The organism is Mesorhizobium sp. M0001, assembly GCF_040324255.1.
Taxonomy (GTDB): domain Bacteria; phylum Pseudomonadota; class Alphaproteobacteria; order Rhizobiales; family Rhizobiaceae; genus Mesorhizobium.
This window is the reverse complement of sequence record NZ_JAMYVS010000005.1, coordinates 281,763-308,164: the sequence shown is the minus strand read 5'-3', so window position 1 is coordinate 308,164 and position 26,402 is coordinate 281,763. Positions and strand designations below refer to the sequence as shown.

Annotated in this window: 25 protein-coding genes; 17 read left to right on the top strand and 8 right to left on the bottom strand. The window is 63.6% G+C overall.

From position 1 onward, the window contains the following. The first annotated feature begins 55 nt into the window (after nt 1-55). The 5 genes from NKK50_RS17025 (at nt 56) to NKK50_RS17005 (ending at nt 4,045) form a co-directional block, all read left to right on the top strand. Nucleotides 56-301, top strand: a complete 246-nt coding sequence (locus tag NKK50_RS17025) for a DUF4170 domain-containing protein (RefSeq protein ID WP_023682943.1) — start codon at nt 56-58, stop codon at nt 299-301. 5 nt (nt 302-306) lie between these two features. Beyond that, the gene (locus NKK50_RS17020) at nt 307-1,095 is read left to right on the top strand and encodes a lysophospholipid acyltransferase family protein (RefSeq protein WP_023682942.1); all 789 of its coding nucleotides are present in this window, start codon (nt 307-309) and stop codon (nt 1,093-1,095) included. Continuing rightward, nucleotides 1,092-2,408 (top strand): lipid IV(A) 3-deoxy-D-manno-octulosonic acid transferase, encoded by a 1,317-nt coding sequence (waaA, locus tag NKK50_RS17015; protein ID WP_352497297.1) that lies wholly within the window; start codon nt 1,092-1,094, stop codon nt 2,406-2,408. The genes NKK50_RS17020 and waaA overlap by 4 nt, the downstream gene beginning before the upstream one ends. After that, nucleotides 2,409-3,437: a tetraacyldisaccharide 4'-kinase gene (lpxK, locus tag NKK50_RS17010; protein ID WP_023705757.1), complete on the top strand. Its 1,029-nt coding sequence runs from the start codon at nt 2,409-2,411 to the stop codon at nt 3,435-3,437. 89 nt (nt 3,438-3,526) lie between these two features. Then, entirely contained in the window at nt 3,527-4,045 is a 519-nt protein-coding gene (locus tag NKK50_RS17005; protein ID WP_352543676.1) for a PM0630 family protein, read from the top strand. A gap of 23 nt (nt 4,046-4,068) precedes the next feature. On the opposite strand, the gene NKK50_RS17000 is transcribed toward NKK50_RS17005, so the two are convergent. Continuing rightward, complete coding sequence (locus NKK50_RS17000) at nt 4,069-4,302, bottom strand: DUF2093 domain-containing protein (RefSeq protein ID WP_023671580.1); 234 nt, start codon at nt 4,300-4,302, stop codon at nt 4,069-4,071. A 113-nt stretch (nt 4,303-4,415) separates the two neighbouring features. Between NKK50_RS17000 and NKK50_RS16995 the strand changes: the two genes are divergently transcribed. Continuing rightward, nucleotides 4,416-5,021: a hypothetical protein gene (locus tag NKK50_RS16995; RefSeq protein WP_352499220.1), complete on the top strand. Its 606-nt coding sequence runs from the start codon at nt 4,416-4,418 to the stop codon at nt 5,019-5,021. Between the two features lie 17 nt (nt 5,022-5,038). Here NKK50_RS16995 and NKK50_RS16990 read toward each other — a convergent pair whose 3' ends face one another. Next, the gene (locus tag NKK50_RS16990) at nt 5,039-5,965 is read right to left on the bottom strand and encodes a LysR substrate-binding domain-containing protein (protein WP_023826123.1); all 927 of its coding nucleotides are present in this window, start codon (nt 5,963-5,965) and stop codon (nt 5,039-5,041) included. Nucleotides 5,966-6,057: 92 nt separating this feature from the next. Between NKK50_RS16990 and NKK50_RS16985 the strand changes: the two genes are divergently transcribed. Both NKK50_RS16985 and NKK50_RS16980 read left to right on the top strand, forming a co-directional pair. Further along, nucleotides 6,058-6,951, top strand: coding sequence for a DMT family transporter (locus NKK50_RS16985; protein WP_352499221.1), 894 nt, complete (start codon nt 6,058-6,060; stop codon nt 6,949-6,951). Nucleotides 6,952-7,060: 109 nt separating this feature from the next. Then, nucleotides 7,061-7,822 (top strand): hypothetical protein, encoded by a 762-nt coding sequence (locus tag NKK50_RS16980; protein ID WP_155923615.1) that lies wholly within the window; start codon nt 7,061-7,063, stop codon nt 7,820-7,822. A gap of 25 nt (nt 7,823-7,847) precedes the next feature. On the opposite strand, the gene mutL is transcribed toward NKK50_RS16980, so the two are convergent. Both mutL and NKK50_RS16970 read right to left on the bottom strand, forming a co-directional pair. Further along, on the bottom strand, nt 7,848-9,701 hold the full coding sequence (gene mutL, locus NKK50_RS16975) for a DNA mismatch repair endonuclease MutL (RefSeq protein ID WP_352543675.1): 1,854 nt from the start codon (nt 9,699-9,701) through the stop codon (nt 7,848-7,850). A gap of 274 nt (nt 9,702-9,975) precedes the next feature. Continuing rightward, complete coding sequence (locus NKK50_RS16970; protein ID WP_023671586.1) at nt 9,976-10,878, bottom strand: LysR substrate-binding domain-containing protein; 903 nt, start codon at nt 10,876-10,878, stop codon at nt 9,976-9,978. A gap of 89 nt (nt 10,879-10,967) precedes the next feature. On the opposite strand from NKK50_RS16970, the gene NKK50_RS16965 reads away from it, so the two are divergent. The 4 genes from NKK50_RS16965 to NKK50_RS16950 all read left to right on the top strand — a co-directional run bounded on the left by NKK50_RS16965 (nt 10,968) and on the right by NKK50_RS16950 (nt 15,418). Continuing rightward, entirely contained in the window at nt 10,968-12,518 is a 1,551-nt protein-coding gene (locus NKK50_RS16965; protein WP_023694427.1) for a trimethylamine methyltransferase family protein, read from the top strand. 61 nt (nt 12,519-12,579) lie between these two features. Continuing rightward, on the top strand, nt 12,580-14,229 hold the full coding sequence (locus NKK50_RS16960; protein WP_023698003.1) for an ABC transporter substrate-binding protein: 1,650 nt from the start codon (nt 12,580-12,582) through the stop codon (nt 14,227-14,229). A gap of 93 nt (nt 14,230-14,322) precedes the next feature. Continuing rightward, nucleotides 14,323-14,802, top strand: a complete 480-nt coding sequence (locus NKK50_RS16955; protein ID WP_023835126.1) for a DUF3828 domain-containing protein — start codon at nt 14,323-14,325, stop codon at nt 14,800-14,802. 4 nt (nt 14,803-14,806) lie between these two features. Continuing rightward, entirely contained in the window at nt 14,807-15,418 is a 612-nt protein-coding gene (locus NKK50_RS16950) for a hypothetical protein (RefSeq protein ID WP_031204700.1), read from the top strand. A gap of 219 nt (nt 15,419-15,637) precedes the next feature. On the opposite strand, the gene queF is transcribed toward NKK50_RS16950, so the two are convergent. Further along, the gene (gene queF, locus NKK50_RS16945) at nt 15,638-16,099 is read right to left on the bottom strand and encodes a preQ(1) synthase (RefSeq protein ID WP_023682931.1); all 462 of its coding nucleotides are present in this window, start codon (nt 16,097-16,099) and stop codon (nt 15,638-15,640) included. 140 nt (nt 16,100-16,239) lie between these two features. Here queF and NKK50_RS16940 point away from each other — a divergent pair, with 140 nt between their 5' ends. Further along, nucleotides 16,240-18,285, top strand: coding sequence for an oxidoreductase (locus NKK50_RS16940; protein WP_023835128.1), 2,046 nt, complete (start codon nt 16,240-16,242; stop codon nt 18,283-18,285). A 220-nt stretch (nt 18,286-18,505) separates the two neighbouring features. Here the strand turns inward: NKK50_RS16940 and NKK50_RS16935 are convergent, their stop codons facing one another. Further along, on the bottom strand, nt 18,506-18,913 hold the full coding sequence (locus NKK50_RS16935; RefSeq protein WP_023745497.1) for a hypothetical protein: 408 nt from the start codon (nt 18,911-18,913) through the stop codon (nt 18,506-18,508). A 192-nt stretch (nt 18,914-19,105) separates the two neighbouring features. Between NKK50_RS16935 and NKK50_RS16930 the strand changes: the two genes are divergently transcribed. Beyond that, nucleotides 19,106-19,510 (top strand): MarR family winged helix-turn-helix transcriptional regulator, encoded by a 405-nt coding sequence (locus NKK50_RS16930; protein ID WP_023672921.1) that lies wholly within the window; start codon nt 19,106-19,108, stop codon nt 19,508-19,510. Between the two features lie 21 nt (nt 19,511-19,531). On the opposite strand, the gene NKK50_RS16925 is transcribed toward NKK50_RS16930, so the two are convergent. Next, on the bottom strand, nt 19,532-21,598 hold the full coding sequence (locus NKK50_RS16925) for a putative bifunctional diguanylate cyclase/phosphodiesterase (protein ID WP_023745498.1): 2,067 nt from the start codon (nt 21,596-21,598) through the stop codon (nt 19,532-19,534). Nucleotides 21,599-21,907: 309 nt separating this feature from the next. Here NKK50_RS16925 and NKK50_RS16920 point away from each other — a divergent pair, with 309 nt between their 5' ends. Further along, the gene (locus NKK50_RS16920) at nt 21,908-23,095 is read left to right on the top strand and encodes a glycine C-acetyltransferase (RefSeq protein WP_023750492.1); all 1,188 of its coding nucleotides are present in this window, start codon (nt 21,908-21,910) and stop codon (nt 23,093-23,095) included. Nucleotides 23,096-23,264: 169 nt separating this feature from the next. Then, nucleotides 23,265-24,299 (top strand): L-threonine 3-dehydrogenase, encoded by a 1,035-nt coding sequence (gene tdh / locus NKK50_RS16915; RefSeq protein WP_023672918.1) that lies wholly within the window; start codon nt 23,265-23,267, stop codon nt 24,297-24,299. A gap of 225 nt (nt 24,300-24,524) precedes the next feature. Here the strand turns inward: tdh and NKK50_RS16910 are convergent, their stop codons facing one another. After that, nucleotides 24,525-24,959, bottom strand: a complete 435-nt coding sequence (locus NKK50_RS16910) for a MarR family winged helix-turn-helix transcriptional regulator (RefSeq protein WP_023834284.1) — start codon at nt 24,957-24,959, stop codon at nt 24,525-24,527. 123 nt (nt 24,960-25,082) lie between these two features. On the opposite strand from NKK50_RS16910, the gene hmgA reads away from it, so the two are divergent. Next, a complete protein-coding gene (gene hmgA, locus NKK50_RS16905; protein ID WP_352543674.1) occupies nt 25,083-26,396 on the top strand; it encodes a homogentisate 1,2-dioxygenase in 1,314 nt (437 codons plus the stop codon). Nucleotides 26,397-26,402: the final 6 nt, after the last annotated feature.

The window sequence follows — 26,402 nt, the reverse complement described above, 5'->3', positions numbered from 1 at the left end:
AGTCGGCAGCTTTGGGCTAGACCTGTCGCAAACTCACAATATGTGAAGGACCGAAATGGCCGCGGAAGACGGAAAGAAACAGCTTTTGCACCTGGTGTTCGGCGGCGAGCTGAAGAAGCTGGGAGGCACCGAGTTCCGCGATCTCGACGCGCTCGACATCGTTGGCGTTTATCCGGACTATCAAACCGCGCACACCGCGTGGAAGGCAAAGGCGCAAGCCAGCGTGGACAATGCCCATATGCGCTATTTCGTCGTCCATCTGCACCGGCTGCTCGACCCTGAAAGCAAGGCCGCCGGTTGACAGCGATGGAGCATGAAGCGGTGAAAGGGCAGCCCACCGGCGCCGCGGTCCGAAGAAGACGCGGCGGCAGTTCGAAGACATTCTGGCGCAAGATCCGCGAGCCGTTGGCGCAGTCGCGAATCGTCAAGAGCATGATCGTCAGCCTGCTCGCCCAGTTCGTCCGCCTGGTGCGCCTGACCAACCGCGTGGTCGAAGGCTCGGCTAAATTTTCAGGCGGCGACTACGCCGAATTCGAACCCGGCATCATCGCGCTCTGGCATGGCCAGCATCTGCTGACCCCAGCCTATTATCCCAAGGGACGGCCGCTGGTCGCCATGGTCTCGCGCAGCGCGGACGCCGAACTCAACGCGCTGATGATCGAAAAATTCGGCATCGAGGCGGTGCGCGGCTCCGGCGGGCGTGAAAGCACGAAGCATCTCGACAAGGGCGGCGCCAAGGCGCTCATCGCCCTGAAAAAGTCACTCGTGGCCGGCAAGAACGTCGCCATGATCGCCGACATTCCCCACGGCACGCCGCGCGACGCGGGGCTTGGTATCGTTCTGCTGGCACGCCTTTCCGGCCGGCCGATCATGCCTGCCGCCATCGCCACCAGCCGCCGCAAGGTGCTGGAAAGGAGCTGGGACAAGACCACCATCAACCTGCCGTTCGGCCGCTCCTCGATCGTCATCGGAACGCCGGTTTTCGTGCCGGCCAATGCCGACGAGGCCGAAATGGAGCGCAAGCGCCAGGAAGTCACGGCCGCGCTCAATGCCGCAACCGCCGAGGCCTATCGGCTCGTGGACGGCAGGCCATGAGCGTCGGCTGGGCGCGCGCCTTCCTGGCGGCCTACCGCCTTGCCGGTGCAGCCGCCTATCCGCTGATGGGTCCCTATGTCGCCTGGCGCACATCGCAGGGCAAGGAAGACCGCAGCCGCAGCCGTGAGCGCTACGGCGTTGCCGGGCGGCCGCGCCCCGAAGGGCCGGTGATCTGGATCCATGCGGCAAGCGTCGGCGAGACCCTTGCGGTCGTGCCGCTGGTGCAAAGCATCCTCGACTACGGTGTCAACATCGTGCTGACGACGGGCACAGTCACTTCGGCGCAGGTTGCCGACGAACGGCTGGGCGACCGCATCATCCACCAATATGTTCCGCTCGACCTCAAGCCGGCCGTCAGCCGCTTTCTCGATCACTGGCGGCCGGACCTGGCTATCATCGCCGAATCCGAGATATGGCCGATGACGATCCTCGAGCTCGGCGCCCGCCACGTGCCGCAGGTGCTGGTCAACGGCCGGCTCTCCGACCGTTCGTTCAAATCCTGGAAGAAGCGCGCCAACATCGCCGAGGCGCTGTTCGAGAACCTTGCACATGTCGTTGCCCAGTCGGATGTCGACGGCGAACGGTTTCGCGCGCTTGGCGCCCGGCCGGTCACCGTGTCCGGCAACCTCAAGGTCGACACCTTGCCGCCGCCCGTCGACGAACGGGCGCTGGCGACGCTGAAGCGACAGATCGCCGGCCGCCCGACCTGGGCGGCAATTTCGACCCATGACGGCGAGGAGGTGGTCGCGGCGGAAGTTCACGCCACGCTCTACAAGCGCCACCATGGCCTGCTGACGATCATCGTCCCGCGCCATCCCGACCGCGCCGAAGCCCTTGCCGCGCAGATTTCCGGAATGGGGCTGAAGCTGGCGCGGCGCAGCAAGGGCGAGCGGATCACCGCCGACACCGATATCCTGCTCGGCGATACGATCGGCGAGATGGGGCTTTATCTCCGGCTGACGGAAATCGCCTTTGTCGGCCGCTCGCTGACCTCGGAAGGCGGCCAGAACCCGCTGGAGCCGGCCATGCTCGACACCGCCGTGCTTGCCGGCCGCAACGTCCAGAATTTCCGTGAAGCCTATCAGCGTCTGCTCGACAGCGGCGGCGCCAAGCTGGTGCGTGACCGCGACATGCTGGCCGGCGCCGTCAATTTCCTGCTGAGCAATGAAGTCGCGCGCCATGAGATGATGGCGGCCGGTGCCGCCACCGTCGACCAGATGCGCGGTGCGCTGGCGCACACGCTGAAATCGCTTGAGCCTTATATCCAGCCATTGATCGTCAAGTCGCGCCTGAAGGGCGCCGACGGGCGATAGGTGGCGTCCGAAGCACCACCTTTCTGGTGGGAAGCGCCGGACTGGCGGGTCTTTGCGCTGTCGCCGCTATCAGCGATTTATGGCATGGTCGCCGGCCGCCGTATGCACCGGGCGGTACGTGAAAAGATCGACGCACCAGTGCTTTGCGTCGGCAACTTCACCGTCGGCGGCAGCGGCAAGACGCCGGTCGCCATCGCGCTGGCCAAGCAGGCCAGGCGCATGCAGCTCAATCCCGGATTCCTGTCGCGCGGCCATGGCGGCTCGTTTGCGCAGCCGCATGTTGTCGATGCCAGTCACGACGCCGCCAAGCATGTCGGCGACGAGCCGCTGCTTCTGGCCGAGCATGCGCCGGTTGCGGTAAGCCCGAACCGCGCCGCCGGCGCCAAGCTGCTCATGGAAGCCCATGGCTGCGATTTCCTGATCATGGATGACGGTTTTCAGAGCGCGCGCATCCATATTGATTATGCGCTGGTCGTCGTCGACGCCCGCTACGGCATCGGCAATGGCCGCGTCATTCCGGGTGGGCCGCTGCGCGCCAACGTCGTCGACCAACTGGTGTTCACCGATGGGCTGTTGAAGATGGGCGAGGGCACCGCCGCCGACCAGGTCGTGCGCCAGGCGGCGCGCGCCGGCCGGCCGATCTTCGAGGCGCATGCTGAACCGGGCGGCAAGGAGCGGTTCGCCGGCCGGCGGTTCCTCGCCTTTGCCGGCATCGGCCATCCCGAAAAATTCTTCGAGACGCTGCGCGGCACGGGCGCGGAAGTGGCGCTGAGCCGGTCGTTTCCGGACCATCATTTTTATGCCCCCGACGAACTCGCCGAACTGGCGGCAACCGCGCGCCGTGAGGGACTGGGCCTCGTGACCACCGCCAAGGACGCAGCCCGGCTGCGCCATGGCGCAGCCTCGGCTGAATTCCTTGGTCAACTCGACGTGCTGGAGATAGACGCCACGTTCGAGCTCGACAATGTGCCGGAGCGGATCATCGATGAGACGCTGGATGCCTGGAGACAGCGCCGGCTGCGAGGGTAGGGCGCTCCCGCGTTGACACAGGATATTTCTCGCCGCTTATCACAATTATAAGTCAGACCGGCTTCAGCGCGGGGGGTGGAATGGTTAGGTTGCGGGCACTCTTTGTGGGCTTTGTTCTTGTGGCGATGGCGAACCCATCTTCGGCGCAGGCACCCACCGCGACCGACAGCGAATTTCTGGTCTCGGTCACCGAAGCGGACGGTGCTACCCACGTTCGGCCCTCAAACATTGTACCGCTTATCCCCGATAGCGCCTGCTTTGAATGGCGCGTACGTCTGGCGCAAGGCGACAGACTGGTATCGGTCACCGAGGTGTTCGCGCTTCCCGCGGAGCCCAGGCAGTGGGGTGGTATCGACGGAAACGAATACAGCTTGAGCAAGCTATCGGGCGATCGAAGGGTCTCCGAGACCACCATGTTCTACAAACCGCAGGACGGATGGATCTCGCATGGGTGGTGCATGGCCGAGGGTGATCCGATCGGGCCGTATTCCATCAAAGTGCTTGTCGGAGATCGGCTTGTTCATAAATTCGACTTTTCGGTCGAAAACGCGCCGGCATCCTCAAAGCATAGTCCCGCAGGCGTTCCAGGAAAATCAGATCGACGGTGAGCCTTGCTTTCCGGTGTGCCGATCTAGCCCCGGCTGCGCAGGTCCGGATGCGTTTCGATCTCGCGGCGCAGCGAGGCGGCGGCGCTGACATAGGGCTCCTGCCTGGCGACGCTCCAATATTTGAGCTCGTCCAGCGGAATGCTCTCACCGGTCACAGCGCAGCGCACGAATGCGCCGGGGCTGGTGACCTGGAAGTCGCCGTCGAGATAGCGGATCCGGGCTTCCTTGCCGCCAGGGCCTTCGAAGCGGTTCATCATGGGGTGGTGCCAGAGTTCATGCTGATTTCATCGCCATAAATTGCCGGCAAGGTCAAGCTTGACGCAATGCTGAGGCGCTATTGTCGGCTCCAAACCATTCTTATGGGACCGGCATGGACATTTCATCCGCCCGCCTGACTGCGCTGCTGCGCGAGGCCATGATATTGGCAGCGGTGCCGTCGGCGAAGGCCGATCCGGCGAAAGCAGCACTTATAAAGGCGCTGGTGCAGCCGCCGACGCCATCCGGTGCGCCTTTGCAGCCGGCAGCGGCGCCGGCGCTGCAGGCGCTGTTGTCCGCAGCCGTCGCAAAGGGGCAGCAGACGGGTTCAGCCGAGATCCTGCAGGCCTATCTGGCGCTTGCCGAACCGGGTGACGCGGCGCCCGACGATTTCGGGCCGACAACGGCTGCGACAGGCAAGGCGACGCCAGCCAACGACGAAGCACAGCGCGGTCTGCCGGTGCCGCCGGCCAGGGCCGATGATGGCGCTGCCGCAAAGCCGGCAGGACTGCCCTGGTTTGCGCTTCTCGCACCGGAGGTTTCGCCGCCGCGCCGCGCCTCCGCCACCGACGCGGCGGCGAAGCGGGGGCAGGCGATGTCTGGGTCGAATGACACGGTCCAGCCCGAAGGCCGGCAGCAGATGCGTGTCGGCCTGATGGCGCTGGCAGCCGGGTTTCTGGCCGTCGCCATTGTCGGGCTCGCCTTGCTGGTGCTTGGCTGAGCACCGAACAATCGCCGCTATCGCTCGGCTTCGAGGAACGCTTCCATCTTTTCCATCGCCAGCCCAGCCTCAATTGCGATGCGGCGCGAAAGCTCGGCGGCAGCCGTGCGCGGCCGCCCCAGCGGCCGGTCGAGCCAGTACGACACCGGGTTCAGCGCCGTGCGCTCATCGACGGCAACGATGCGGCCCGACTCCAGCTGATGTCGGGTCAATGGCGGCCGCGCCAGCGCGATGCCGAGCCCATAGGCGGCAGCGTCGAGCACCAGATTATAGTCCTCGAAGCGGCGGTCCTGCGGGCGCGGGCGGTAGTCCATGCCTTGCGCGGCAAACCAGGCACGCCATCCGGAGGCGTCGGAATCGTTGATCAGTGGAAATTTGAGCAGCCGGGCCGGGTCGCCGCGACCGATCTCGCGGGCAAGGCCAGGCGCGGCGACGGGAAAGACATGTTCCTCGAACAGCTTCACCGAGATCCGGCCCGGAATGCCGCCGCGCCCGCAGCGGACCGACAGGTCGATGCCTTCATCGGCAAGGTCGGCCTGGCGGATGTCGACGTCGAGCACGATGCGCAGCTTGGTGGGATTGTTCTCCAGCGCCGCCATGCGTGGCATCAGCCACAGCCCGCTGACGGAGGGTATCGAGGTCAGCCGCACCACGGCGGTGCCGCGCGGCTCGACCCAGCGGTCGGAATGGCTGGAGATCAGCGCAAAGGCTTCCGCCGTGCGCAGATGCAGGCGGTTGCCCTCGATGGTCAGCGAGACGCCGCGCGCGCCGCGGTCGAACACTTTCAGGCCCAGCCAGTCTTCCAGCTTGGCGATCTGCCGGCTGACGGCGCCGTGGGTGATGTTGAGCTTCTCGGCCGCGGCCGAAAAGCTCCCCGTTCTCGCCGCCGCATCGAAGGCGCGCAGGGTCTCGAGCGGCACCATTGTGTCTGAGCTGTGATCCATAGTCACAGGTGATCCTCGATTTGATCGTTTGTCAACGGCGCCGAAAAGGCGCTTTCTGCCTTTCAACACTCTGGGAACCCGAGGACAGGCAGATGAGCGCAACGACCAGCACGTCGAATCCGACACAGCGGATGGACACCACGGCGGCCATCGCCGTGGCGTTGACGGTGGTTGGCTGGGCCTCGGCCTTTCCCGCGATCCGTGCCGGCCTCGCCGCTTTCGGGCCGCTGGAACTCGGTGCGTTGCGCTTTGCCATTGCCGCGGTGCCGGCGGCGATCTTTCTTGCCGTCAAGCGCCCGGCGCTGCCGAGGCTCGACGAAGTGTGGCGCCTGGTCTTTGGCGGCGCCATCTTCGTCGCGCTCTACACTGTCATGCTCAATTTCGGCGAATTGACGCTTTCGGCGGGTGCCGCCGGTTTCATCATCAATGTCAGCCCGATCTTCACCGCCATCATGGCAATGGCATTGCTCGGCGAGCGCTTCTCAAGCTGGGCCTGGTTCGGCACGGCGATTTCTATCGCCGGCATCGGCATCATCGCCGTGGCCGACGAGAATGGCTTGAGTTTCGACACCGGCGCGCTGCTGGTTCTTGGCTCCGCGCTGTGCTCGGCCGTCAATACGATCGTGCAGAAGCCGCTCTTTGCCCGCCATCACCCGCTGACCATTTCGGCCTCCAACATGATCCTTGGCGCGCTTTGCCTGGCACCCTTTCTGCCGAGCGGCTTTGCGCAGGCCGCGGTCGCCAACACGGCCGGTATCGGTGCCGTGATCTTTCTTGGCATCGTGCCCAGCCTGATCGCCTATGCCGCATGGGCAACCGCTCTGTCGCGTCTTCCGGCAGCGCGCGCCTCGAACTTCCTCTATCTGGTCTCGCCCATGTCAGCCCTGATCGGCTTCTTCTGGCTGGGCGAAGTGCCGACGCTGCTCGGCATAATCGGCGGTGCGCTGGCGCTCGGCGGCGTCATCGTCGTGAATTTGATGCGTTAAAACAAATGATTGGAGCTGTTTTCGGACTCAAACCGGGAACCGCTTCCATCAGAACGCAGACACCCAGAGGAAGGACAGCTATGGTACGCTGCCTTCACTGGGGGACGGAATGGGAAGACTGTTCATATCGGCAATGTTTTGCGTTTTGCTGCTGACCGGGAAAGCCGCCGCGGGCTGGTATCAGGTCGAAAACTACGAAGGCTCCATCGGACCTAACCCCGTCCACCTATCGCTGCAGAGATATGACAGTTTCGGCAGCGGGATTACGGTCGAGGGGAGCTATTTCCACGACGCGAAGCAAAGCCCGATAGCGGTGTACGGCAAGATCAGTGGCACCAGCGTCTTCCTTTGCGAGATTGCGGACGACAGGGAGTTCGACCGGGTGCTGGTCATGGGATCGAAAACGCCCGTTGGCACCGCCGGATGTCCGTTTTCTCTCGACCTTGGCGAAAGCGGCGCAACAGGGACTTGGAGCAAGGGCTCGGACAAGTTCCCGATCACGCTGAAGAAGGTCGCAAGCCTCGACGATACCGGTGAGGCGAAGGTTGACGGCACCGTCGAGATTCCCTTCTGGGCGCAGACAGCCACCCACAGATTTGCCGGGGTCTACGAGAAAGCGGGCTTTCTCGTCTGCATGAATAAGCTGCGGGTCATCGATAAGAAGAAAAAGAAGGTCGTTCAGGAGATCGCTTTCGATGACGACGATTGTGATGCCGGCATGCTGATGACTCCCATCTACATGAATGTTCAAAAACAGGTTGGGAGAAGCTTCGAGATAATCTCCGTGAATTTTCGCGGCGGTGGCGCCGGTTACTCAAGGGATTACGTTTTCTCTCATAGGTTCAAGGATTATCGCCTGTTGGTGAATTGAGCGTGTGGCCTGACCTGGCTTGTGCTCACCGCCTTCCGAACAACCGCTCGATATCGGCGAGCTTGAGTTCGATATAGGTCGGGCGGCCGTGGTTGCAGGTGCCGGAGCCGGGAGTCGCCTCCATCTGTCGCAGCAGTGCGTTCATCTCCTCGGGTTTGAGCAGCCGGCCGGAGCGCACCGAGCCATGGCAGGCCATGGTGGCGGCGATCTTGTCCAGCCGCTCTTTCAGCGTCTCGACGGTATCGTTGTCGGCGATCTCATCGGCAAGGTCGCGCACCAATTGCTGGACATTGGTTTCGCCGAGCATGGACGGCGTCTCACGCACCGCCACCGCACCGGGGCCGAAACGCTCGATGCCGAGGCCGAACCGGGCCAGCGTTTCGGAATGCATGGCCAGCCGCTCGGCGTCCTCCTCCGGCAGGTCGACGATCTCCGGCAGAAGCAGCATCTGCGAGGGCACCGCGCGCGAGTGCAGGGCATTCTTCAGCGCCTCGTAGACCAGCCGCTCATGCGCCGCGTGCTGGTCGACGATGACAAGCGAATCCCTGGTCTGGGCGACGATGTAGTTCTCGTGGACCTGCGCGCGGGCGGCGCCCAGCGCGGTGCCGAGCAGCGTCTCGGCCGGCTCGGCTAAGCCGGCACGCGCATCGGCGCTGGCGAGCGGACCGGCGTCGAATGCAGCCTGGTCGTTTTCGCGGAAGCCGGCGCCGTCAAATCCCATATCCAGCGGCCGCTGTGGCGAGCGGTCAAAGCCCGAAAAGCCCGAGGCCCGGTAGGCCGCGTCATAACTGCGATGACCGTTGGCAGGACCCGCATGGGCGTAGGAGGCGGCTCCCGGCCGGAACGCCGCCACCATCCCGGCGGCCCCGCTGGTGGCGGCGCGGATGCCGGCATTGGCCAGCGCCTCGCGAATGGCGCCGACGATCAGCCCGCGCACCAGGCCGGGGTCGCGAAAGCGCACATCGGCCTTGGCCGGGTGGACGTTGACGTCGACGGTCGCCGGATCGAGCGTCAGGAACAGCACGGTCACCGCGTGCCGGTCGCGCGGCAGCACATCGGCGAAAGCGCCGCGAATGGCGCCGGCAATCAGCTTGTCGCGCACCGGACGGCCGTTGACATAGGCATATTGCTGCAGCGCGTTGGCGCGGGTGAAGGACGGGATCGAGACGTGGCCGGTCAGGTGCACGCCGTCCCGGCTGGCGTCGATAGCGATGGAATTGTCGGGAAACTCGGCGCCCATCACCTGGGCGACGCGGCGCAGGCTGCCCTCGGTACTGTCATCGGTCGCCGGCAATTCCAGCGTCGAGCGGTCCGAGCCGGCCAGCGTGAAGCGCACGGCGGGGAAGGCGATGGCGATGCGCTTGACCACGTCGCTGGTGGCCGAGCTTTCGGCCCGCTCGCCCTTCATGAATTTGAGCCGCGCCGGCGTGGCAAAGAACAGGTCGCGCACCTCGACCGTTGTGCCGCGATTGGCCGCCGCCGGTTTGACCGCCGAAACGCGGCCGCCTTCGATGGCGATCTCGGCGGCAGCGTCGCCTGCGGTCGTGCGCGAACGGATCGACAGCCGCGCCACCGAACCGATCGACGGCAGCGCCTCGCCACGGAAGCCGAGCGAGCGGATATCATGAATGTTGTCGGCAAGTTTCGAGGTGCAGTGGCGCGCAATGGCCAGCGCCAGTTCCTGTTCGGGGATACCGGAGCCGTCATCGGTGACGCGGATCAGGTTCAGCCCGCCGCCGGCAGTGGCGACCTCGACGCGGGAGGCGCCGGCGTCGAGCGCGTTTTCGACCAGTTCCTTCACCACGCTCGCCGGACGCTCGATGACTTCGCCGGCGGCGATCTGGTTGATCATCGTTTCGGAAAGCTGGCGAATGGGCATGGGGGTATTATAGGCGGATTCGAAGGGTGTGCGGAAGGCTTCAATGAATGCCGGACATTGGAGACGCCAGCGGGACAGCACCCCCCTCTGGCCTGCCGGCCATCTCCCCCGCAAGGAGGGAGATCCGATGTCACGACGGCTTTCGCCAATCTCCAATGCTTGAAGGGTGACGCGACATATGAACTGCCAATCTCCCCCCTTGCGGGGGAGATGTCCGGCAGGACAGAGGGGGGTGTGAAGGAACTCCGCGATAGTGACTACGCTGCAACCGATTTCAAGCCTGCGCCGCCAGCCAGTCCCTGACTTTCCGCGCATTCTCGCTCAACTCCCGGTTCTTCGGCCAAACCACATAGAACGCCTTGCCGGTTCTCAGCACATGGTCGGTCACCGGCACCAGCAGCCCCGACGCCAGGAGCCGTTCGGCCAGATGCCGCCAGCCGAGCGCGATGCCCTGGCCCTCCATGACGCCCTGGATCACGAGGCCGTAATCGTTGATGCGCAGGCCGCGCGCGGTGTTGTCGAGCCTGCCGCCCGCAGACTGGAACCATTCGTCCCAGCTAGCCGCCTCGCGGTAGGGCTCCTCGAGGTGGATCAGGCGATGCGTCGCCAGCTCCGCGACGCTCCTTGGCATGCCGAATTTCGCGAGATAGCTGGCGCCAACCACCGGAAAAATCTCCTCGTCGGCCAGCGGCAGCGAATGATAATCGGCCCAGTCGCGCGGTTCGCCGCCGCGAACGGCGAGCGGGATGCCCTCGGCGATGATGTCGAGATCACGGTCGGCGGTCTGGATGCGCAAGTCGATGCCCGGCAGTTCATCGCGGAACTGCTGCAGGCGCGGCATCATCCAGAACGAGCCGAAGGCGGTCGACGCCGCCAGCGTGACATGGCCGCCGCTCGCCTGCAGGCGCAGATCCTCGGCCGATTTGCGGATATGCGACAGACCGAGCGAGACGTCGGCATGGAAGCGTTCGCCCGCTTCTGTCAGGACGACCTGGCGGTGGCGGCGCTGGAACAGCTGCGCGCTAAGCTGTTCCTCCAACCCGCGCACCGCATAAGAGACGGCGGCCTGCGTCATGCCGAGCTCGCGCCCGGCAGCGGTGAAGCTCGACAGCCGGCCCGCCGCCTCGAAGACGATCAGGCTGCCGGCCGAGGGCAGGAGGTGGCGCAGGCTACGCATAAGCTGAGCTTATACAAGAGATCAGGATTTTCCAGCATCACATCCATATTTCCTCTCGCTAACTTGGTTGGACGGAATGAGGAGGCTCCATGAACGCACCGGCCACTGAACTGACCGAGCAAACCCACCGCCGCGGCGGCGGTCGCCTCGGACGCAAGGCGCTGAGGAGCGCCCCCGTCACCTCGTTCCCGACGCTGGTCCGCGAGATCCCCACCTACCAGATGGTCCCGGACGAGGCGGTGGAACTGATCCACCAGGAGTCACTCGCCATCCTCGAAGAGGTCGGTTGCGAGTTCCGCGACGACGAGGCGATCGCCATGTGGAAGGCGGCGGGCGCCGACGTGTCCGAGACACGCGTCCGCATCGACCGCGGCCTGCTGATGGAACTGGTCGCGAAGGTTCCGTCCGAATTCACCCTCAATGCGCGTAATCCCGAGCGCACCGTGCGCGTCGGCGGCAAGAACTCCATCTTCGCGCCGATGTATGGCGCGCCTTACGTGCGCGACCTCGACAACAACCGGCGTTATGGCACGCTTGAAGACCTCAACAATTTCCACAAGCTCGCCTACATGGCCCCGGCGCTGCATTCGTCGAGTTCGATCATCTGCGAGCCGATGGAGATCGCGGTGCCGAAACGGCATCTCCACATCATCCATTCGGCGCTGAAGCATTCCGACAAGCCGTTCATGGGCATCGTTACTTCCAAAGACCGCGCCGAAGACACGATGGCGATGGCGGGCATCGTCTTTGGCGAAGATTTCGTTCGCGACAACCCGGTGCTGGTGTCGATTACCAACTGCAACTCGCCGCTGGTGTGGGACGCCACCATGCTGGACGCGATGAAGGTCTATGCGCGCAGCAATCAGCCGCTGATCCTGGCTCCCTTTGCGCTGTGCGGCGCATCGACTTCGGCCTCGGCCGTCGGCGCGGTGGCGCAGGTCAATGCCGAAGCACTGGCCGGCGTCGCTTTCACCCAACTGCTGCGCCCGGGTTCGCCGCAAATCTACGGCCAGTTCATGGTGACGGTCGACATGAAGACCGGCGCGCCGATGGGCGGCACGCCGGAAGCCGCCCAGATGATGTATCTGATGGGCGCGCTGGCGCGGAAATACAAACTGCCCTGGCGAACCTCCGGCTTCCATGTCGGCTCCAAGCTCAACGACGCCCAGGCCGGCTATGAATCCAACATGCTGATGCATGCCGCCATCCTCGCCGGCGCCAATTATATCTGGCACTCCGCCGGCTGGTTGGAGGCCGGGCTGACCTGCGGCTATTCGAAATTCGCCACCGACTGCGAGCAGCTTGTCGGCTGGTATAAATATGCCGGCGGCCTGCCGTTCGACGATTTCAAGGAGGCCATGGCGGCGATCCGCGAAGTCGGGCCGCAGGGCCATTTCCTCGGCACCCAGCACACGCTCGATCATTACGAGTCGGCATTCTTCATGCCCACCATCATGGATTTCAACTCCTACGAACAATGGAAGGCTGGAGGGGCGAAGGACCACGACACGCGCGGCCGCGAGAAAGCCCGCAACATGCTGGCCGACTATGAAGAGCCGAAACTCGATGAGGGCATTGCCGAGGGCCTCAGGGACTTTATCGCGCAGCGCGAAGAGAGGCTGCCCGACAGCGTTAGCTAAGAGAACGACGAATGAGTTGATAACGGGCGAAGACCCGATGGGAACCGCAAGGGAGAGAGACATGACAGTTTTCAAAAGCAATGGCGATCGCGTGCCAACGGCCATCGAGGCGATGGCGCAAGAGACGCGTGCTGGCCGTATGGACCGGCGCGAGTTTCTTGCATTGGCAAGTGCGTTCGGCGCATCGACGGCGCTGGCCTACGGCATGATCGGCCTTGCCGCGCCGGGACAGGCTTTTGCCGAGGAGCCGAAGAAGGGCGGCACGCTGCACATATCGATGTCGGTCAAGGCCCAAAAAGATCCGCGCACCTATGACTGGGTGGAACTCGCCAACATCTCGCGCTGCTGGCTGGAGCCGCTGGTCCGCTACACCAGGGAATTCACCTTCGAGCCAGTGCTGCTCGAAAGCTGGGACATCAATGACGACGCCACGGAATACACGTTGCATGTGCGCAAGGGCATCACCTGGAACAATGGCGATGCTTTCAACGCCGATGACGTGGTCTTCAATGTTACCCGCTGGTGCGAGAAGAAGGTCGCCGGCAACTCCATGGCCGCTCGCGTCGGCGGGCTGATCGACGAAAAGTCGGGCAAGGCCAGGGAAGGCGCGATCGCCAAGGTCGACGACAATACGGTCAAGCTGACGCTCAGCGCGCCCGACATTTCGCTGATCCCGAACCTCACCGATTATCCCGCGCTCGTCGTCCACCGCAATTTCGACGCCGAAGGCGCCGACCCGGTCAAGAAGCCGATCGGCACGGGCCCGTTCGAACTGGTCTCCTACGATGTCGGCCAGAAGGCGGTGGTCAAGCGTCGTGAAAACGGCAAGTGGTGGGGTGGTGAAGCGCCGCTCGACAGCGTCGAGTTCATCGACTACGGCACCGACTTCAACGCTTCGATCAACGCCTTCGAATCCGGCGAGATAGACCTCAATTTCGAGACGCCGGCCGACTTCATCGACATCCTGGATAAGATGGGGCTGGAGAAGTCCGAGGTTGCGACGGCAACCACGCTGGTTGCCCGCACGAACGTTACCCACAAGCCCTACGACGACCAGCGGGTGCGCAACGCGCTGCAGATGGCGGTCGACAACAATGCGGTGCTGGAACTCGGCTATGCCGGGCGAGGGACGGTCGGTGAAAACCACCATGTCAGCCCTATCCATCCTGAATATTTCGCGCTGCCCAAGAAGACGCGCGACGCGGCCGGCGCCAAGAAACTGATGGCCGACGCTGGGCAGGCCGATTTCGAGCACGAGCTGATCACCGTCGAGGACGATTGGCAGAAGAACACCGGCGACGCGATTGCCGGCCAACTGCGCGACGCCGGCATCAAGGTCAAGCGCACGGTGCTGCCGGGCTCGACCTTCTGGAACGACTGGACGAAATATCCCTATTCGATGACCATCTGGTACATGCGCCCGCTTGGCGTCCAGGTCCTGGCGCTTGGTTATCGCACCGGCGAGGCCTGGAATGAATCGGCCTATTCCAACCCGGACTTCGACGCCAAGCTGAAGCAGGCGCTGTCGCTGATCGACGTGGAGAAGCGGCGTGAGGTGATGAAGGATGTCGAGCAGATCCTGCAGGATTCCGGCGTCATCATTCAACCCTTCTGGCAGAAGCTCTACAGCCACATGAACAAGAAGGTGAAAAACTACGGCGTCCACCAGACCTTCGAGATGGACCTGCAGAACGTCTGGCTGGATGGCTGAGACGGTGCAGCCGGGGCTTCATGAGCCGCAAAAAAGCCGATATGCAGGATGTCTGGTATTGCCGCCTTGCCGCCAAACTTCCGGAGATCCTGCATGAAACCGATAGTGCTTGCCGCTGTCTTTTCGATTGCCTTGCCAGCGACGGTGCTGGCCGGGCCGGCTTCCAACGCCGTGAAGTTCTTTTATGTGCCCGAGGTGAAATTCGAGGGAGATGCAAAGTACCGCGACCGCTTCACCGAGCCGGTGACCAAGCTGTTCGATCTCAACGACCAGGCAACGAAGAACAAGCCCGACGAAGTCGCCTGCCTCGACTTCGATCCCGGCCTCGACGCCCAGGATTTCGACCAGAAGTCGATTGCCAAGACATTGAAGCTGGCCGAGACCGTCAATGGCGATACGGCCGAAGTCACCGCCACCTTCAGCCTTTTTGCGGAAGGCGATGATTCTAAACGCGAAATGCTGTGGTCGCTGAAGCAAATCGACGGCAAATGGAAGGTCGCCGACATCACCTCCAAGACCAGCAACTGGACGCTAAGCGCGCTGGAATGCATGCCCGACAAAGCGCCGGAGTGATCCCGTGCTCCGGCGTCTTGCCCTGGTGCTGTCGCCCATGTGCGTGCTGGCGGTGGGTATGAGCGCAGCCGCAGCACAAGGCCTGTTGGGCCCGCCGCCAGCCAATGCGCCGGCCGTGGCGGCACCGGCCGGCGCAGCACCGCCCGCAAATCCACCCGGGACAGCGGTGGAACCGGCGACACCGCCGGTTGGGTGGCCGCCGGCCGACGCCGCACGGGCCGCACCCATTCTGCCGGGATCCCCGACGGCGGTGGTGCGGCCATTTTACGATCAGGTGGGACTGGAGCTCGATCCGACCCAGCGCAAAAACTTCGTCGACCCGGCCAAGACCGTACTCGACAAGAGCGACGCGTTGCGCAAATCCGGGCAGGGCGAATGCCTCGACCCCAACATGGCGCTCGACAATGCCGCCTATGACAAGGCCGAGATCGATAAGAGCCTGAAGACGCTCGAAGCGATCAATGGCGACCAGGCCAAGGTCATTGTCGCCTTCGTCGTCGCCGGCAACCCGCATCGCCTTGAATGGAAATTCAGGAAAGTCGACGGCGACTGGAAGATATCCGATCTGCTTTCGGTGACCGGTGAATGGGCGCTCAGCCAGTATCAGTGCGAATAATGTTGATTGAGGGTCAGCGCCTGCGATCCTTCGCGCCCCCCTCTGTCCTGCCGGACATCTCCCCCACGGGTGGGGAGATCAGCAGTTCCAGCGTCTCGCCCGCTTCGCAAGATTTGAGATTAGCGAAAGCCTATGTGGCGGCCAATCTCCCCCCGTGTGCGGGAGATGTCCGGCAGGACAGAGGGGGGCGCTGTCCCGCTAAAGGTCCGCAAAATAGCTTCAGCCCCTTCCGCGATAGGGGGCAACGCCGGTGTCGGGCAACCAGGCGCCTTCGGGCGGAGCGCCGGTCTGCCAGAAGACATCGATCGGAATGCCGCCGCGCGGATACCAATAGCCGCCTATGCGCAACCACAGCGGCTTCGTTGCCGCCACAATGCGGCGGCCGATCATCACCGTGCAGTCTTCATGGAAAGCGCCATGGTTGCGAAACGAGGTCATGAACAGTTTGAGCGACTTCGATTCCACGAGCGTGGCATCGGGTGCGTAGTCGATGACGATATGAGCGAAATCCGGCTGTCCGGTTACCGGGCAGAGCGAGGTGAATTCCGGGCAGGTGAAGCGCACGATCGCCGGCGGTCCGTCGCCGCGCTGGAACGGCACGGTCTCCAGGACCGCGGTCTCCGGGCTCTGTGGCGTCTCGACGTGGGCGCCGAGCTGGGTGAGGGTTTTGGTATCGATCATCGTGGTTTTCCTGGGGATTTTCCGCGCTCATTAGCATCGGATCAAAAAGTGTGCAGCGATTTTCGGATAAATTCGATGCTCAAGACAAGAACTGGAGCAGCGCGCGCTGCTCCGACACAAACTGGAATGGCAGGAAGATGATGACCAGCAACGACCCGCTTCTCCAGCCTTACCAGCTCAAACACCTGACGCTGAAGAACAGGGTGATGTCGACCAGCCACGAGCCGGCCTATTCAGAGGACGGCATGCCGAAACAGCGCTACCGGCTCTACCATGCCGAAAAGGCCAAGGGCGGCATGGCGCTGACCATGACGGCGGGCTCGGCGATCGTCTCGCGCGACAGCCCGGCCGCCTTTGGCAATCTGCATGTCTATGACGACCGCATCGTGCCGTGGCTGGCCGAACTGGCGGACGCCTGCCACGAGCATGACTGCAAGGTGATGATCCAGATCACCCATCTTGGTCGCCGCACCGGCTGGAACAAGGCAGACTGGCTGCCGGTGCTGTCGGCCTCGCCGGTGCGTGAGCCGGCGCACCGCGCGTTCCCGAAAACTATCGAGGACTGGGACATCGAGCGCATCGTCGCCGACTATGCGTCCGCTGCGCAGCGCTGCCAGGCGGCCGGCCTCGACGGCATCGAGTTCGAATCCTACGGCCATCTGATGGACGGCTTCTGGTCGCCGGCCACAAACCATCGCGACGACGAGTTCGGGGGTTCGCTCGACAACCGGCTGCGCTTCACCGACATGGTGCTGGATGCCGTGCGGGCTGCCGTCGGTGAAAAGTTCATCGTCGGCATCCGTATGGTCGCCGATGAGGATTTTGACAAAGGCCTGTCGAAGGCCGAGGGCGTCGAGATCGCCAGACGGCTCGCGAATTCCGGCAAGGTCGATTTCCTGAACATCATCCGCGGCTCGATCGAAAGCGACGCGGCGCTCACCAAGGTTATCCCGGTGACCGGCATGCGCTCTTCCCCGCATCTCGATTTCGCCGGCGAGGTGAGGGCGGCAACGAAATTTCCGACCTTCCATGCGGCGCGGATTTCCGATGTCGCCACGGCGCGCCACGCCATCGCGACCGGCAAGCTCGACATGGTCGGCATGACCCGCGCCCATATCGCCGACCCGCACATCATCAAGAAGGTCATGGAAGGCCGCGAGCACGAGATCCGGCCTTGCGTCGGCGCCACCTATTGCCTCGATCGTATCTATGAAGGCGGCGAGGCGCTGTGCGTCCACAATGCCGCGACCGGCCGCGAGGCCGAGATTCCGCATATCATCCTGAAGACCGAAGGGCCCAGGCGGAACGTCGTCGTCGTTGGCGCTGGCGCTGGCGGGCTCGAGGCAGCTCGCGTCATGGCCGAACGTGGCCATCATGTCACGGTGCTTGAAGCCTCCGGTCAGGCCGGCGGCCAGGTCCGGCTGGCGACGCAGAACCCGCGCCGCAAGGAACTGATCGGCATCATCGACTGGCGGCTGGCCGAACTCGACCGGCTCGGCGTCGGGATCCGCTACGATACATGGGCCGAGCAGGACGATGTGCTGGCGCTGTCGCCCGATGTGGTGGTGATCGCCACCGGCGGCCTGCCGCAGAACCCGCCGCTGACATCAGGCGACAATCTCGTCACGTCGAGCTGGGACATCATGGCCGGCAGCGTCAAGCCGGCGGAGAACGTGCTGCTCTTCGACGACAATGGCGGCCATCAGGGCATGGGCGCGGCGGAGCTGATCGCCAATGCCGGTTCGAAGCTGGAGCTGGTTTCGCCGGAGCGCTTCTTCGCCCCCGAAATGGGCGGCATGAACCACGTGCCCTATATGCGCGCCTTCCAGGAGAAGGGCGTCACCATCACCATCAACACCAGGCTGCGCTCGGTACGGCGCGAGGGCAACCAGCTGGTCGCCGAACTCGCCTCCGACTTTGCCGACGGCTGGCGCGGCGAGAGGCGGGTCGACCAGGTGGTGGTCGAGCACGGCACGGCGCCGCTCGACGATCTCTATCTCCAGCTGAAACCGCTGTCGAAGAATGGTGGCGCGGTCGACTATGAGCGGCTGGTCGGCGGCGGCGATATTTTTCCTTCACGCAATCCCGAAGGCGGCTTCGTGCTGTTGCGCATCGGCGATGCAGTCGCCTCGCGCAACATCCATGCCGCCATCTATGACGGCATCAGGTTCGGCTTGCGGGTTTGAGCCTACAAGCCGGCCTACGGCTTGTTCCAAAGCTCGATCTCACCCTTCCGGCGGGCGCAACTCGATCGATCAAAGTGATGGGTGGCGCGCAGCCAAACCTCTGTGCGGAGAGCCACCTTGCACATCCGTCCGAACTGCGCGCCGCGTACGCCACCAGCCGAGAGCCAGGCGACGCACCATGCGGAATGCTTTTCAACCGGGAGGCAACGCGCGGCAGGGCTCAAATCATCCTGGCCGTCGCCATGCAAAGTACGGTGAGTACCAGAAGCCAGGCGGCGATGCGCTCGCCGCGGGCCATTTTGGTGCGCAGCGCCGCTTCCGTTGCGGCGTCCGCGCCGGCAAGCTGCCGGCTGGTCTTGCGGACGACGACGCTGAGAACGCCGGCAGCGGCGAAGGCGGCCAGGATGCCCAGCGCCAGCACCATTTCCATCGAGCCGAAATAGGCGCCGTGGAAGAAATACCAGAGCAGGGCGCCGGTCACGAACACCATACCGGCCGAGCCCATTTGCGGTCCGATAAAGCGCTCCGCCCTGATCTCGGGGTCGCGGGCAAGCGTGATGGTGGTGCCGGCCCAGAACACACCGGCCATGACGTGAAGGCCGATAACGACGATGTAGACATATTGCATGACCGCTTCCTCCTTGCCCGCCGCCCGTCCTCGGATCCCTGTCGAATGCGGGATAATACGAACTCGGTAGATCGACACGCATGATAGTTAGATATCAAATGGTTCGATGTCAATGTATAATGCCGCGTTCCATCGCTCGGCGCCTTGTTCTACTGTCGGCGCATGACTCCCTTTGACCGTCCGCCAATCGGCATGAATCTCGCGCGCACCTCCAAGCTGGTGGCGCAGGCCTTTGACGCCGCTTTGGTCGAGGCCGGCGGCACGCTGCCGGTGTGGCTGACCTTGCTTTCGGTCAAGTCGAGCGAGCTTGCCAACCAGCGCGAACTTGCCGGCATGATCGGCATCCAGGGCGCCACGCTCACCCACCATCTCAACGCCATGGAGGCGCAAGGCTTGCTGACGCGCCGCCGCGATCCGGACAACCGCCGGGTTCATCTGGTCGAGCTGACGCAGGCGGGCGAAACGATGTTCCTGAAGCTGCGGGCGGCGGCTCTCATCTTCGACAAGCGGCTGCGCGCGGGATTGCCGGACGACAGGCTGGCGGAGTTCGCCGAGGTGCTGGCGGCATTGCGGGCGAATGTCGCGCCGGCCAAATGACCGGCACCGGTGGGCAATAGTCTAGGCTAAATTGCCCTGAAGCACCTTCAGCTTGGCTTTCTTCGGGCTGCGCGCCAGCAGCCATTCGCGCGCTTTGTCCTGCGGCATCGGGAAGGCGATGGAATAGCCCTGCACCTGGTCGCAGCCGATTGCCATCAGCGAATCGAGCTCGGCTTCGGTTTCCGCGCCCTCGGCGACGATCGAAATGCCGAGACCGCGCGCCAGCTCGGTGATGGCGCGCACGATCTTGGTGTTGTCGCCATTCTCGTTGATGTTCTGGACGAAGCGGCGGTCGATCTTCAGCCGGTCGATCTCGTTGGGATTGACGTGGCTGAGCGAGGCATAGCCGGTGCCGAAATCGTCGAGCTCAAGATGGACGCCGGCAGCGCGGATGTGGCGCAGCTTCGCCGCGATGCCCGTCTTCTCGTCGTCGAGAATGACGGATTCGACGATTTCCAGCGACAGTTTCTGCGGAGCAAGGCCGGCCTTTTCCAGCGTCGCGAACAGGAAGCGGTCGAAGTCGGGTTCGCGCAGCTCGGTGCCGGACACGTTCACGGCGAGCCGGCCGAAGGCAATGCCGGCGCGATCCCATTCGGCTGCTTGCTCGATCGCCTTGGTAAAGACGATGCGGCCGATCTCGGGCATGAAGCCGCATTTTTCGGCGACCGGAATGAACTCGCCCGGCGCAATCATGCCGCGCTCGGCATGCTTCCAGCGCACCAGCGCCTCGATGCCGCTGATGGCGCCGTTGCTCAGCGACACCTGCGGCTGGAAATAGACTTGGAAGGCGTTCTCCGAAATCGCGACCTTGATGTCGTGCTCGAGCTGCTTGCGGTAGTCTAGCTCGCGCCTGAGTTCCTCGGAGAAGAACGAGAAGCTGCCGCCGCCGAGCTTTTTGGCGGAATAGAGCGCGAGGTCGGCGTGGACGAGCAGATCCTCGGCATTGTCGGCGTCGATGGGATAGACGGCAACGCCGGCGCTGGCCCCTGGAAGGATGGTCGTGCCCTGGAAGGTAATCGGCTCGTTGATCTCCTCCAGGATGCGCCGGGCCAGCATGTTGATGTCCTCGGGGCCGCCGGCGCCATTGAGGATCATCACGAATTCGTCGCCGCCAAGGCGCGCGCACAGATCCGACGCGCGGCAGGAATCGCGCATGCGCTGCGCGGTGACGACCAGAACATAGTCGCCGGCGGCGTGGCCGAGTGTGTCGTTGATCTGCTTGAACCGGTCGAGGTCGAGCTGGATCACCGCCAGCCTCTCACGCCGGCGATGCGCGCCCTTGATCAGCGTCTCGAAGTGATCGGTCAGGAAGGTGCGGTTGTGCAGGCCGGTCAGCCCGTCATGTACGGCGATGAAGGCCATCGAGTTGCGGGCATCGACAAGCTCATGGGTCTTGCGCAGGATCGCCTTCGACATCGGCCGGAAGATGAAAAGCGCCACCAGCACGATGACGCCGATGGTGGCGTAGAACAAGGTGCGGTGGAGATCGAGGAGCTTTTCCGACCGCTCGTCGGCGAATGCGGCGATGCGTTGGCCGAGCGCGGCATAACCCGACAGCGTCGCATTGGCGACGGAAGCATCGAGATTGACGCGCTCGCCGCCGCCCTTGTAGGCGGCATTGCCGGAGAGCTGGGATTCGAAGGACGAGATCAGCCTTTCGCCATTGGCGACCAGCCCGACCGAGAAATAGTCGAGGTGGAACGGCTTGCCGTAGAGCACGCTCTCGATCGACCTTGGGTCGGACAATGCCGGCGACAGCGGGTCGGCTCCCGTCTGTTTGAGGAGCAGGTCGTAGTTCGTCTCGAACTCGGCGGTCGCCTGTTTCAGCGCGGCAACCAGGGCCGGCTGCTTGTCACGCGCGGCGGAGCCGGTTGCGCTGGTCAAAAAGACGATGCGCTGCGACAGCGCCTTCTGGGTGCTGACGATGTCGAGCAGAGTATGGTTGTGCTGTTGCGCCGCCATCATCTGCTGCAGCAGGATGAAGGAGGCCATCACCATGGCGGCGATGATCAGCAGCGCCAGCCAATAGCCGCTCTTGATCAGCAGGATGAGTTTGCCCGAGACGGTTTGCGCCGGCTGCTGCGACATATTCTAGGTGACCCCTCGGTCGAATTGATTCTGCCACCGATTCGTGGCGAGAAGACCATTGGCTTGAAAGGGTTAACAGGTCTGGAAGCCGGCGGAACTGTTGCTTCGGCAGTAAACGAAAGCTGCCGAGATGGTTATCATGTTCTTTCGCGGCATGGCCGTATTCGCGTGCCTGCTACTCCAGCATGCGGGCCATGCGATCGGGTCGCGCCAGGGTTGAGCCCGCCGTGCCACCGAAACGGTCGCTTTTGCGATGGATTTTTAGTGCGCGTAGCGCGACAGTCGCGCCAATCTCAACAGGACTTGATCATGAGCGCGGCATTCCTCTCCCATATCGACAACGAACTGCAAGGGCTGAAATCCGCCGGGCTCTACAAATCCGAGCGGGTGATCACCTCGACCCAGTCGGCTGAGATCGAAGTCGGCGGCGACAAGGTGCTGAACTTCTGCGCCAACAACTATCTCGGCCTCGCCGACAGCGCTGAATTGCGTAACGCAGCCAAAGGCGCGCTGGACCGCTATGGCTACGGCATGGCTTCGGTGCGTTTCATCTGCGGCACGCAGGAAGAGCACAAGCAGCTTGAATCAACGATTTCATCATTCCTCGGCATGGACGACACCATCCTTTACGGCTCCTGCTTCGACGCCAATGGCGGCCTGTTCGAGACACTGCTCGGCGAGGAGGATGCGATCATTTCCGATGCGCTGAACCATGCCTCGATCATCGACGGCGTGCGACTGTCGAAGGCCAAGCGTTTCCGCTACGCCAACAACGACATGGCCGATCTCGAAGCCCGGCTGAAGGAGGCGAAAGACAGCCGCTTCCGCCTGATCGCCACCGACGGCGTGTTCTCCATGGACGGCATCATCGCCAATCTGAAAGGCGTCTGCGACCTCGCCGACAAATACGACGCCATGGTCATGGTCGACGACAGCCATGCCGTCGGCTTCGTCGGCAAAAACGGCCGCGGCTCGGCCGAACATTGCGGCGTCGAGGGCAGGGTGGACATCATCACCGGCACGCTCGGCAAGGCGCTGGGCGGCGCCTCGGGCGGCTACACCTCGGGCAAAAGTCAGGTGGTCGACTGGCTGCGCCAGCGCTCGCGGCCCTATCTCTTCTCCAACACGCTGATGCCGGCGATCGCCGGCGCCTCGATCAAGGTGTTCGAGCTGATCCGCAATGGCGACGCCCTGCGCCAGCGCCTCTATGCCAATGCGGCGCGCTTCCGGTCCGAGATGGGCAAGCTCGGCTTCACGTTGGCCGGCGCCGATCACCCGATCATCCCGGTGATGCTGGGCGATGCCAGCCTGGCGCAGGAAATGGCGGCGCGCATGCTGAAGCGCGGCATCTATGTCATCGGCTTTTCCTTCCCGGTGGTGCCGAAAGGCCAGGCGCGCATCCGCACGCAGATGTCGGCGGCGCATTCCAGCGCCGACATCGACCGCGCCGTGGCAGCGTTCGCGGCGGTCGGCAAGGAACTGGGCGTGATTGGCTGAGAGTTTTACCCTCCCCCTTTGTGGGGAGGGTCGACTTTCGACCGCTTGCGAAGCAAGCGGGCGGGAGGCGGGGTGGGGGTCTGCAGGGTCACGACCTCCGCCAGTTTTTGACCCCCACCCGGCCCTTCGGGCCACCCTCCCCACAAGGGGGAGGGTAAGGAGTTGTAGCATGTCGAACATGATGAAGGCGCTGGTGAAGGCCAAGGCCGAGCCGGGTATCTGGATGGAAGAGGTGCCGGTGCCGGAGATCGGCCCCAACGACGTGCTGATCAAGGTCAAGAAGACGGCGATCTGCGGCACCGACGTGCACATCTACAATTGGGACCAGTGGGCGCAAAAGACGGTGCCGGTGCCGATGGTGACCGGCCATGAATTCGTCGGCACGGTGGCCGATTTCGGCGCTGCGGTCACCGAATACAAGGTCGGCCAGCGTGTCTCCGGCGAAGGTCACATCGTCTGCGGCCATTGCCGCAATTGCCGCGCCGGCAGGGGGCATCTCTGCCGCAACACGCTCGGCGTCGGCGTCAACCGCCCCGGCGCCTTCGGCGAATATCTGGCGATCCCGCAACACAATGTCGTGCCGATCCCCGACGATGTGCCCGACGAGATCGCCGCGATCTTCGATCCCCTGGGCAATGCGGTCCACACCGCTCTGTCCTTCGACCTGGTCGGCGAGGACGTTCTGGTCACCGGCGCCGGGCCGATCGGCATCATGGGCGCGCTCGTTGCCCAATGTGTGGGGGCGCGAAAAGTCGTCATCACCGACATCAACCCGGTGCGGCTGGCGCTGGCCAAAAAGCTCGGCGTCCAGCATGTCGTCGATGCCTCGAAGGAAAAACTGCGCGACGTTATGCCGGCGCTGGGCATGACCGAGGGTTTTGACGTCGGCCTCGAAATGTCGGGCGCCGCGCCCGCCTTTCGCGACATGATCGACACCATGAACAATGGCGGCAAGATCGCCATTCTGGGCATCGCGCCGACCGGCTTCGAAATCGACTGGAACAAGGTCATCTTCAAGATGCTGCACTTGAAGGGCATCTACGGCCGCGAAATGTTCGAGACCTGGTACAAGATGATCGCCCTGGTGCAGGGGCCGCTGGATGTGTCGGGTCTGATTACGCACCGCATTGGGATCGACGATTTCCAGACGGGGTTTGACGCGATGCGGAGCGGCAGTTCGGGCAAGGTGGTGATGGATTGGTGAGGCGCAGAGGCACGTTCTAGCTGGAGAAGCCGGCGGGACAGCACCCCCCTCTGGCCTGCCGGCCATCTCCCCCGCAAGGAGGGAGATTGGCAGCTTTGACGCCTCGCCAACCTCTGCAACATTGGAGATTGGCGAAAGCCTTCGCGACATCTGATCTCCCCCCTTGCGGGGGAGATGTCCGGCAGGACAGAGGGGGGTGTGAAGGATCACGGCGGAGCAGATTCTTTATTCACCCAACGCTCCCTCCAGCGCCGCCACGCCGCTCACAATCGCTGTCCGCTCCTCTGTGCTCAGCCTCTCCAGCAACTCCCGTTCAAACGCCTTCGCCAGCGGCACCATTTCGCCATAGGCCGCCAGCCCCGCCTTTGTCAGCGCCAGATGCTCCACGCGCCGATCATTCTCGTCAGTTGTGCGTACCAGCCAGCGCCTTCGCTCCAGTTCCCCCACCGCGCGCGACACCTTTGTCTTGTGCATGGCCGACTGCTCGCCAAGCGCTGTCGCCGTCATGGTGCCGCGCTGTCCGAGCCCTGACAGCGTGCGCCATTCCGGCCGCGTCAGGCCGTGGCGGTCGCGGTAGATTTTTGAAAATTCGCGGCTGACGGCGTCGGCCAGCCGGTAGAGCCGATAGGGCAGGAAATTTTCGAGTTCGAGGGTTTCCATATGCGCACCGTGGATGCGGCATCAGCCGTTGATAGTTACATTTTCGATGGTTACAAATGAAACCAGTTTGGTCAACATCGCTGGCAGCCGCTCTTCAAGGGTGCCGGGATCAGGGAGGATCGGATGGCCTATTCCTACATGCCGGGCTTCGGCAATGATTTTGAGACCGAAACCTTGCCCGGCTCGCTGCCGCAAGGGCGCAACTCGCCGCAACGGCCGGCCTACGGGCTCTATGCCGAGCAGCTTTCGGGCTCGCCCTTCACCGCCCCGCGCGGCACCAATGAGCGTTCCTGGCTCTACCGCATCCGGCCGAGCGTAAAACACACCGGCCGCTTCAAGGCAGCGAGCTATCCCTTGTGGAAGACAGCACCCAATGTCGGCGACCACGAACTGGCGCTCGGGCAGTATCGCTGGAACCCGGTGCCGATGCCGAGTGAGCCGACCGACTTCATCGCCGGCATGCGCACCATCACCACTGCCGGAGATGTGCTGGGCCAAAGCGGCATGGCCGCGCATGTCTATGTCGCCAACCGATCGATGGTCGACGATCATTTCTTCAATGCCGATGGCGAGTTGCTGATCGTCCCCCAGGTCGGCGCCTTGCGCTTCGTCACCGAGATGGGTGTCATCGAGCTGCGACCCGGTGAGATCGCCGTTTTGCCGCGCGGGCTGGTGTTCAAGGTCGAGCTCATCGACGAGGAAGTGCGCGGCTATGTCTGCGAGAACTACGGCGCCAAGCTGACGCTGCCCGACCGCGGCCCGATCGGCGCCAACTGCCTGGCCAATCCGCGCGATTTCAAGACGCCTTGCGCCTGGTTCGAGGAGAAGGAAACGCCGTGCCGGCTGACGGTGAAATGGTGCGGCAATTTCCATGTCACCGAGATCGGCCATTCGCCGCTCGATGTCGTCGCCTGGCACGGCAATTATGCGCCCTACAAATATGATCTGGCGACGTTTTCTCCGGTCGGCGCCATCCTGTTCGACCATCCCGATCCGTCGATCTTCACCGTGCTGACGGCGCCGAGCGGCGAGGAGGGCACCGCCAACATCGACTTCGTCATCTTCCCGCCGCGCTGGCTGGTGGCGGAGGATACGTTCCGCCCGCCCTGGTACCACCGAAACATCATGAGCGAGTTCATGGGCCTGATCCACGGCCAGTACGACGCCAAGGAAGAAGGTTTTGTCCCGGGCGGCATCAGCCTGCACAATCTGATGCTGGCCCACGGCCCAGACGCGCCTGGCTTCGAAAAGGCCTCGCGCTCGGAGCTGAAACCGGTCAAGCTCGACAACACCATGGCCTTCATGTTCGAGACCCGATTCCCGCAAATGCTCACCCGCTACGGCGCCGAGCTTGAAACGAGGCAGGACAATTACATCGATTGCTGGACCGATCTGAAGAAGCGTTTCAACGGCACGCCGGAGGGCGACTGGTCTTGAGATCAG

Coding starts and splice junctions, on each gene's coding strand:
- NKK50_RS17025 (WP_023682943.1), top strand. CDS start 56: ATGGCCGCGGAAGACGGAAAGAAACAGCTTTTGCACCTGGTGTTCGGC.
- NKK50_RS17020 (WP_023682942.1), top strand. CDS start 307: ATGGAGCATGAAGCGGTGAAAGGGCAGCCCACCGGCGCCGCGGTCCGA.
- waaA (WP_352497297.1), top strand. CDS start 1,092: ATGAGCGTCGGCTGGGCGCGCGCCTTCCTGGCGGCCTACCGCCTTGCC.
- NKK50_RS17000 (WP_023671580.1), bottom strand. CDS start 4,302: ATGATGAACCGCTTCGAAGGCCCTGGCGGCAAGGAAGCCCGGATCCGC.
- NKK50_RS16995 (WP_352499220.1), top strand. CDS start 4,416: ATGGACATTTCATCCGCCCGCCTGACTGCGCTGCTGCGCGAGGCCATG.
- NKK50_RS16990 (WP_023826123.1), bottom strand. CDS start 5,965: ATGGATCACAGCTCAGACACAATGGTGCCGCTCGAGACCCTGCGCGCC.
- NKK50_RS16985 (WP_352499221.1), top strand. CDS start 6,058: ATGAGCGCAACGACCAGCACGTCGAATCCGACACAGCGGATGGACACC.
- NKK50_RS16980 (WP_155923615.1), top strand. CDS start 7,061: ATGGGAAGACTGTTCATATCGGCAATGTTTTGCGTTTTGCTGCTGACC.
- mutL (WP_352543675.1), bottom strand. CDS start 9,701: ATGCCCATTCGCCAGCTTTCCGAAACGATGATCAACCAGATCGCCGCC.
- NKK50_RS16970 (WP_023671586.1), bottom strand. CDS start 10,878: ATGCGTAGCCTGCGCCACCTCCTGCCCTCGGCCGGCAGCCTGATCGTC.
- NKK50_RS16965 (WP_023694427.1), top strand. CDS start 10,968: ATGAACGCACCGGCCACTGAACTGACCGAGCAAACCCACCGCCGCGGC.
- NKK50_RS16960 (WP_023698003.1), top strand. CDS start 12,580: ATGACAGTTTTCAAAAGCAATGGCGATCGCGTGCCAACGGCCATCGAG.
- NKK50_RS16955 (WP_023835126.1), top strand. CDS start 14,323: ATGAAACCGATAGTGCTTGCCGCTGTCTTTTCGATTGCCTTGCCAGCG.
- queF (WP_023682931.1), bottom strand. CDS start 16,099: ATGATCGATACCAAAACCCTCACCCAGCTCGGCGCCCACGTCGAGACG.
- NKK50_RS16940 (WP_023835128.1), top strand. CDS start 16,240: ATGACCAGCAACGACCCGCTTCTCCAGCCTTACCAGCTCAAACACCTG.
- NKK50_RS16935 (WP_023745497.1), bottom strand. CDS start 18,913: ATGCAATATGTCTACATCGTCGTTATCGGCCTTCACGTCATGGCCGGT.
- NKK50_RS16930 (WP_023672921.1), top strand. CDS start 19,106: ATGAATCTCGCGCGCACCTCCAAGCTGGTGGCGCAGGCCTTTGACGCC.
- NKK50_RS16925 (WP_023745498.1), bottom strand. CDS start 21,598: ATGTCGCAGCAGCCGGCGCAAACCGTCTCGGGCAAACTCATCCTGCTG.
- NKK50_RS16920 (WP_023750492.1), top strand. CDS start 21,908: ATGAGCGCGGCATTCCTCTCCCATATCGACAACGAACTGCAAGGGCTG.
- tdh (WP_023672918.1), top strand. CDS start 23,265: ATGTCGAACATGATGAAGGCGCTGGTGAAGGCCAAGGCCGAGCCGGGT.
- NKK50_RS16910 (WP_023834284.1), bottom strand. CDS start 24,959: ATGGAAACCCTCGAACTCGAAAATTTCCTGCCCTATCGGCTCTACCGG.
- hmgA (WP_352543674.1), top strand. CDS start 25,083: ATGGCCTATTCCTACATGCCGGGCTTCGGCAATGATTTTGAGACCGAA.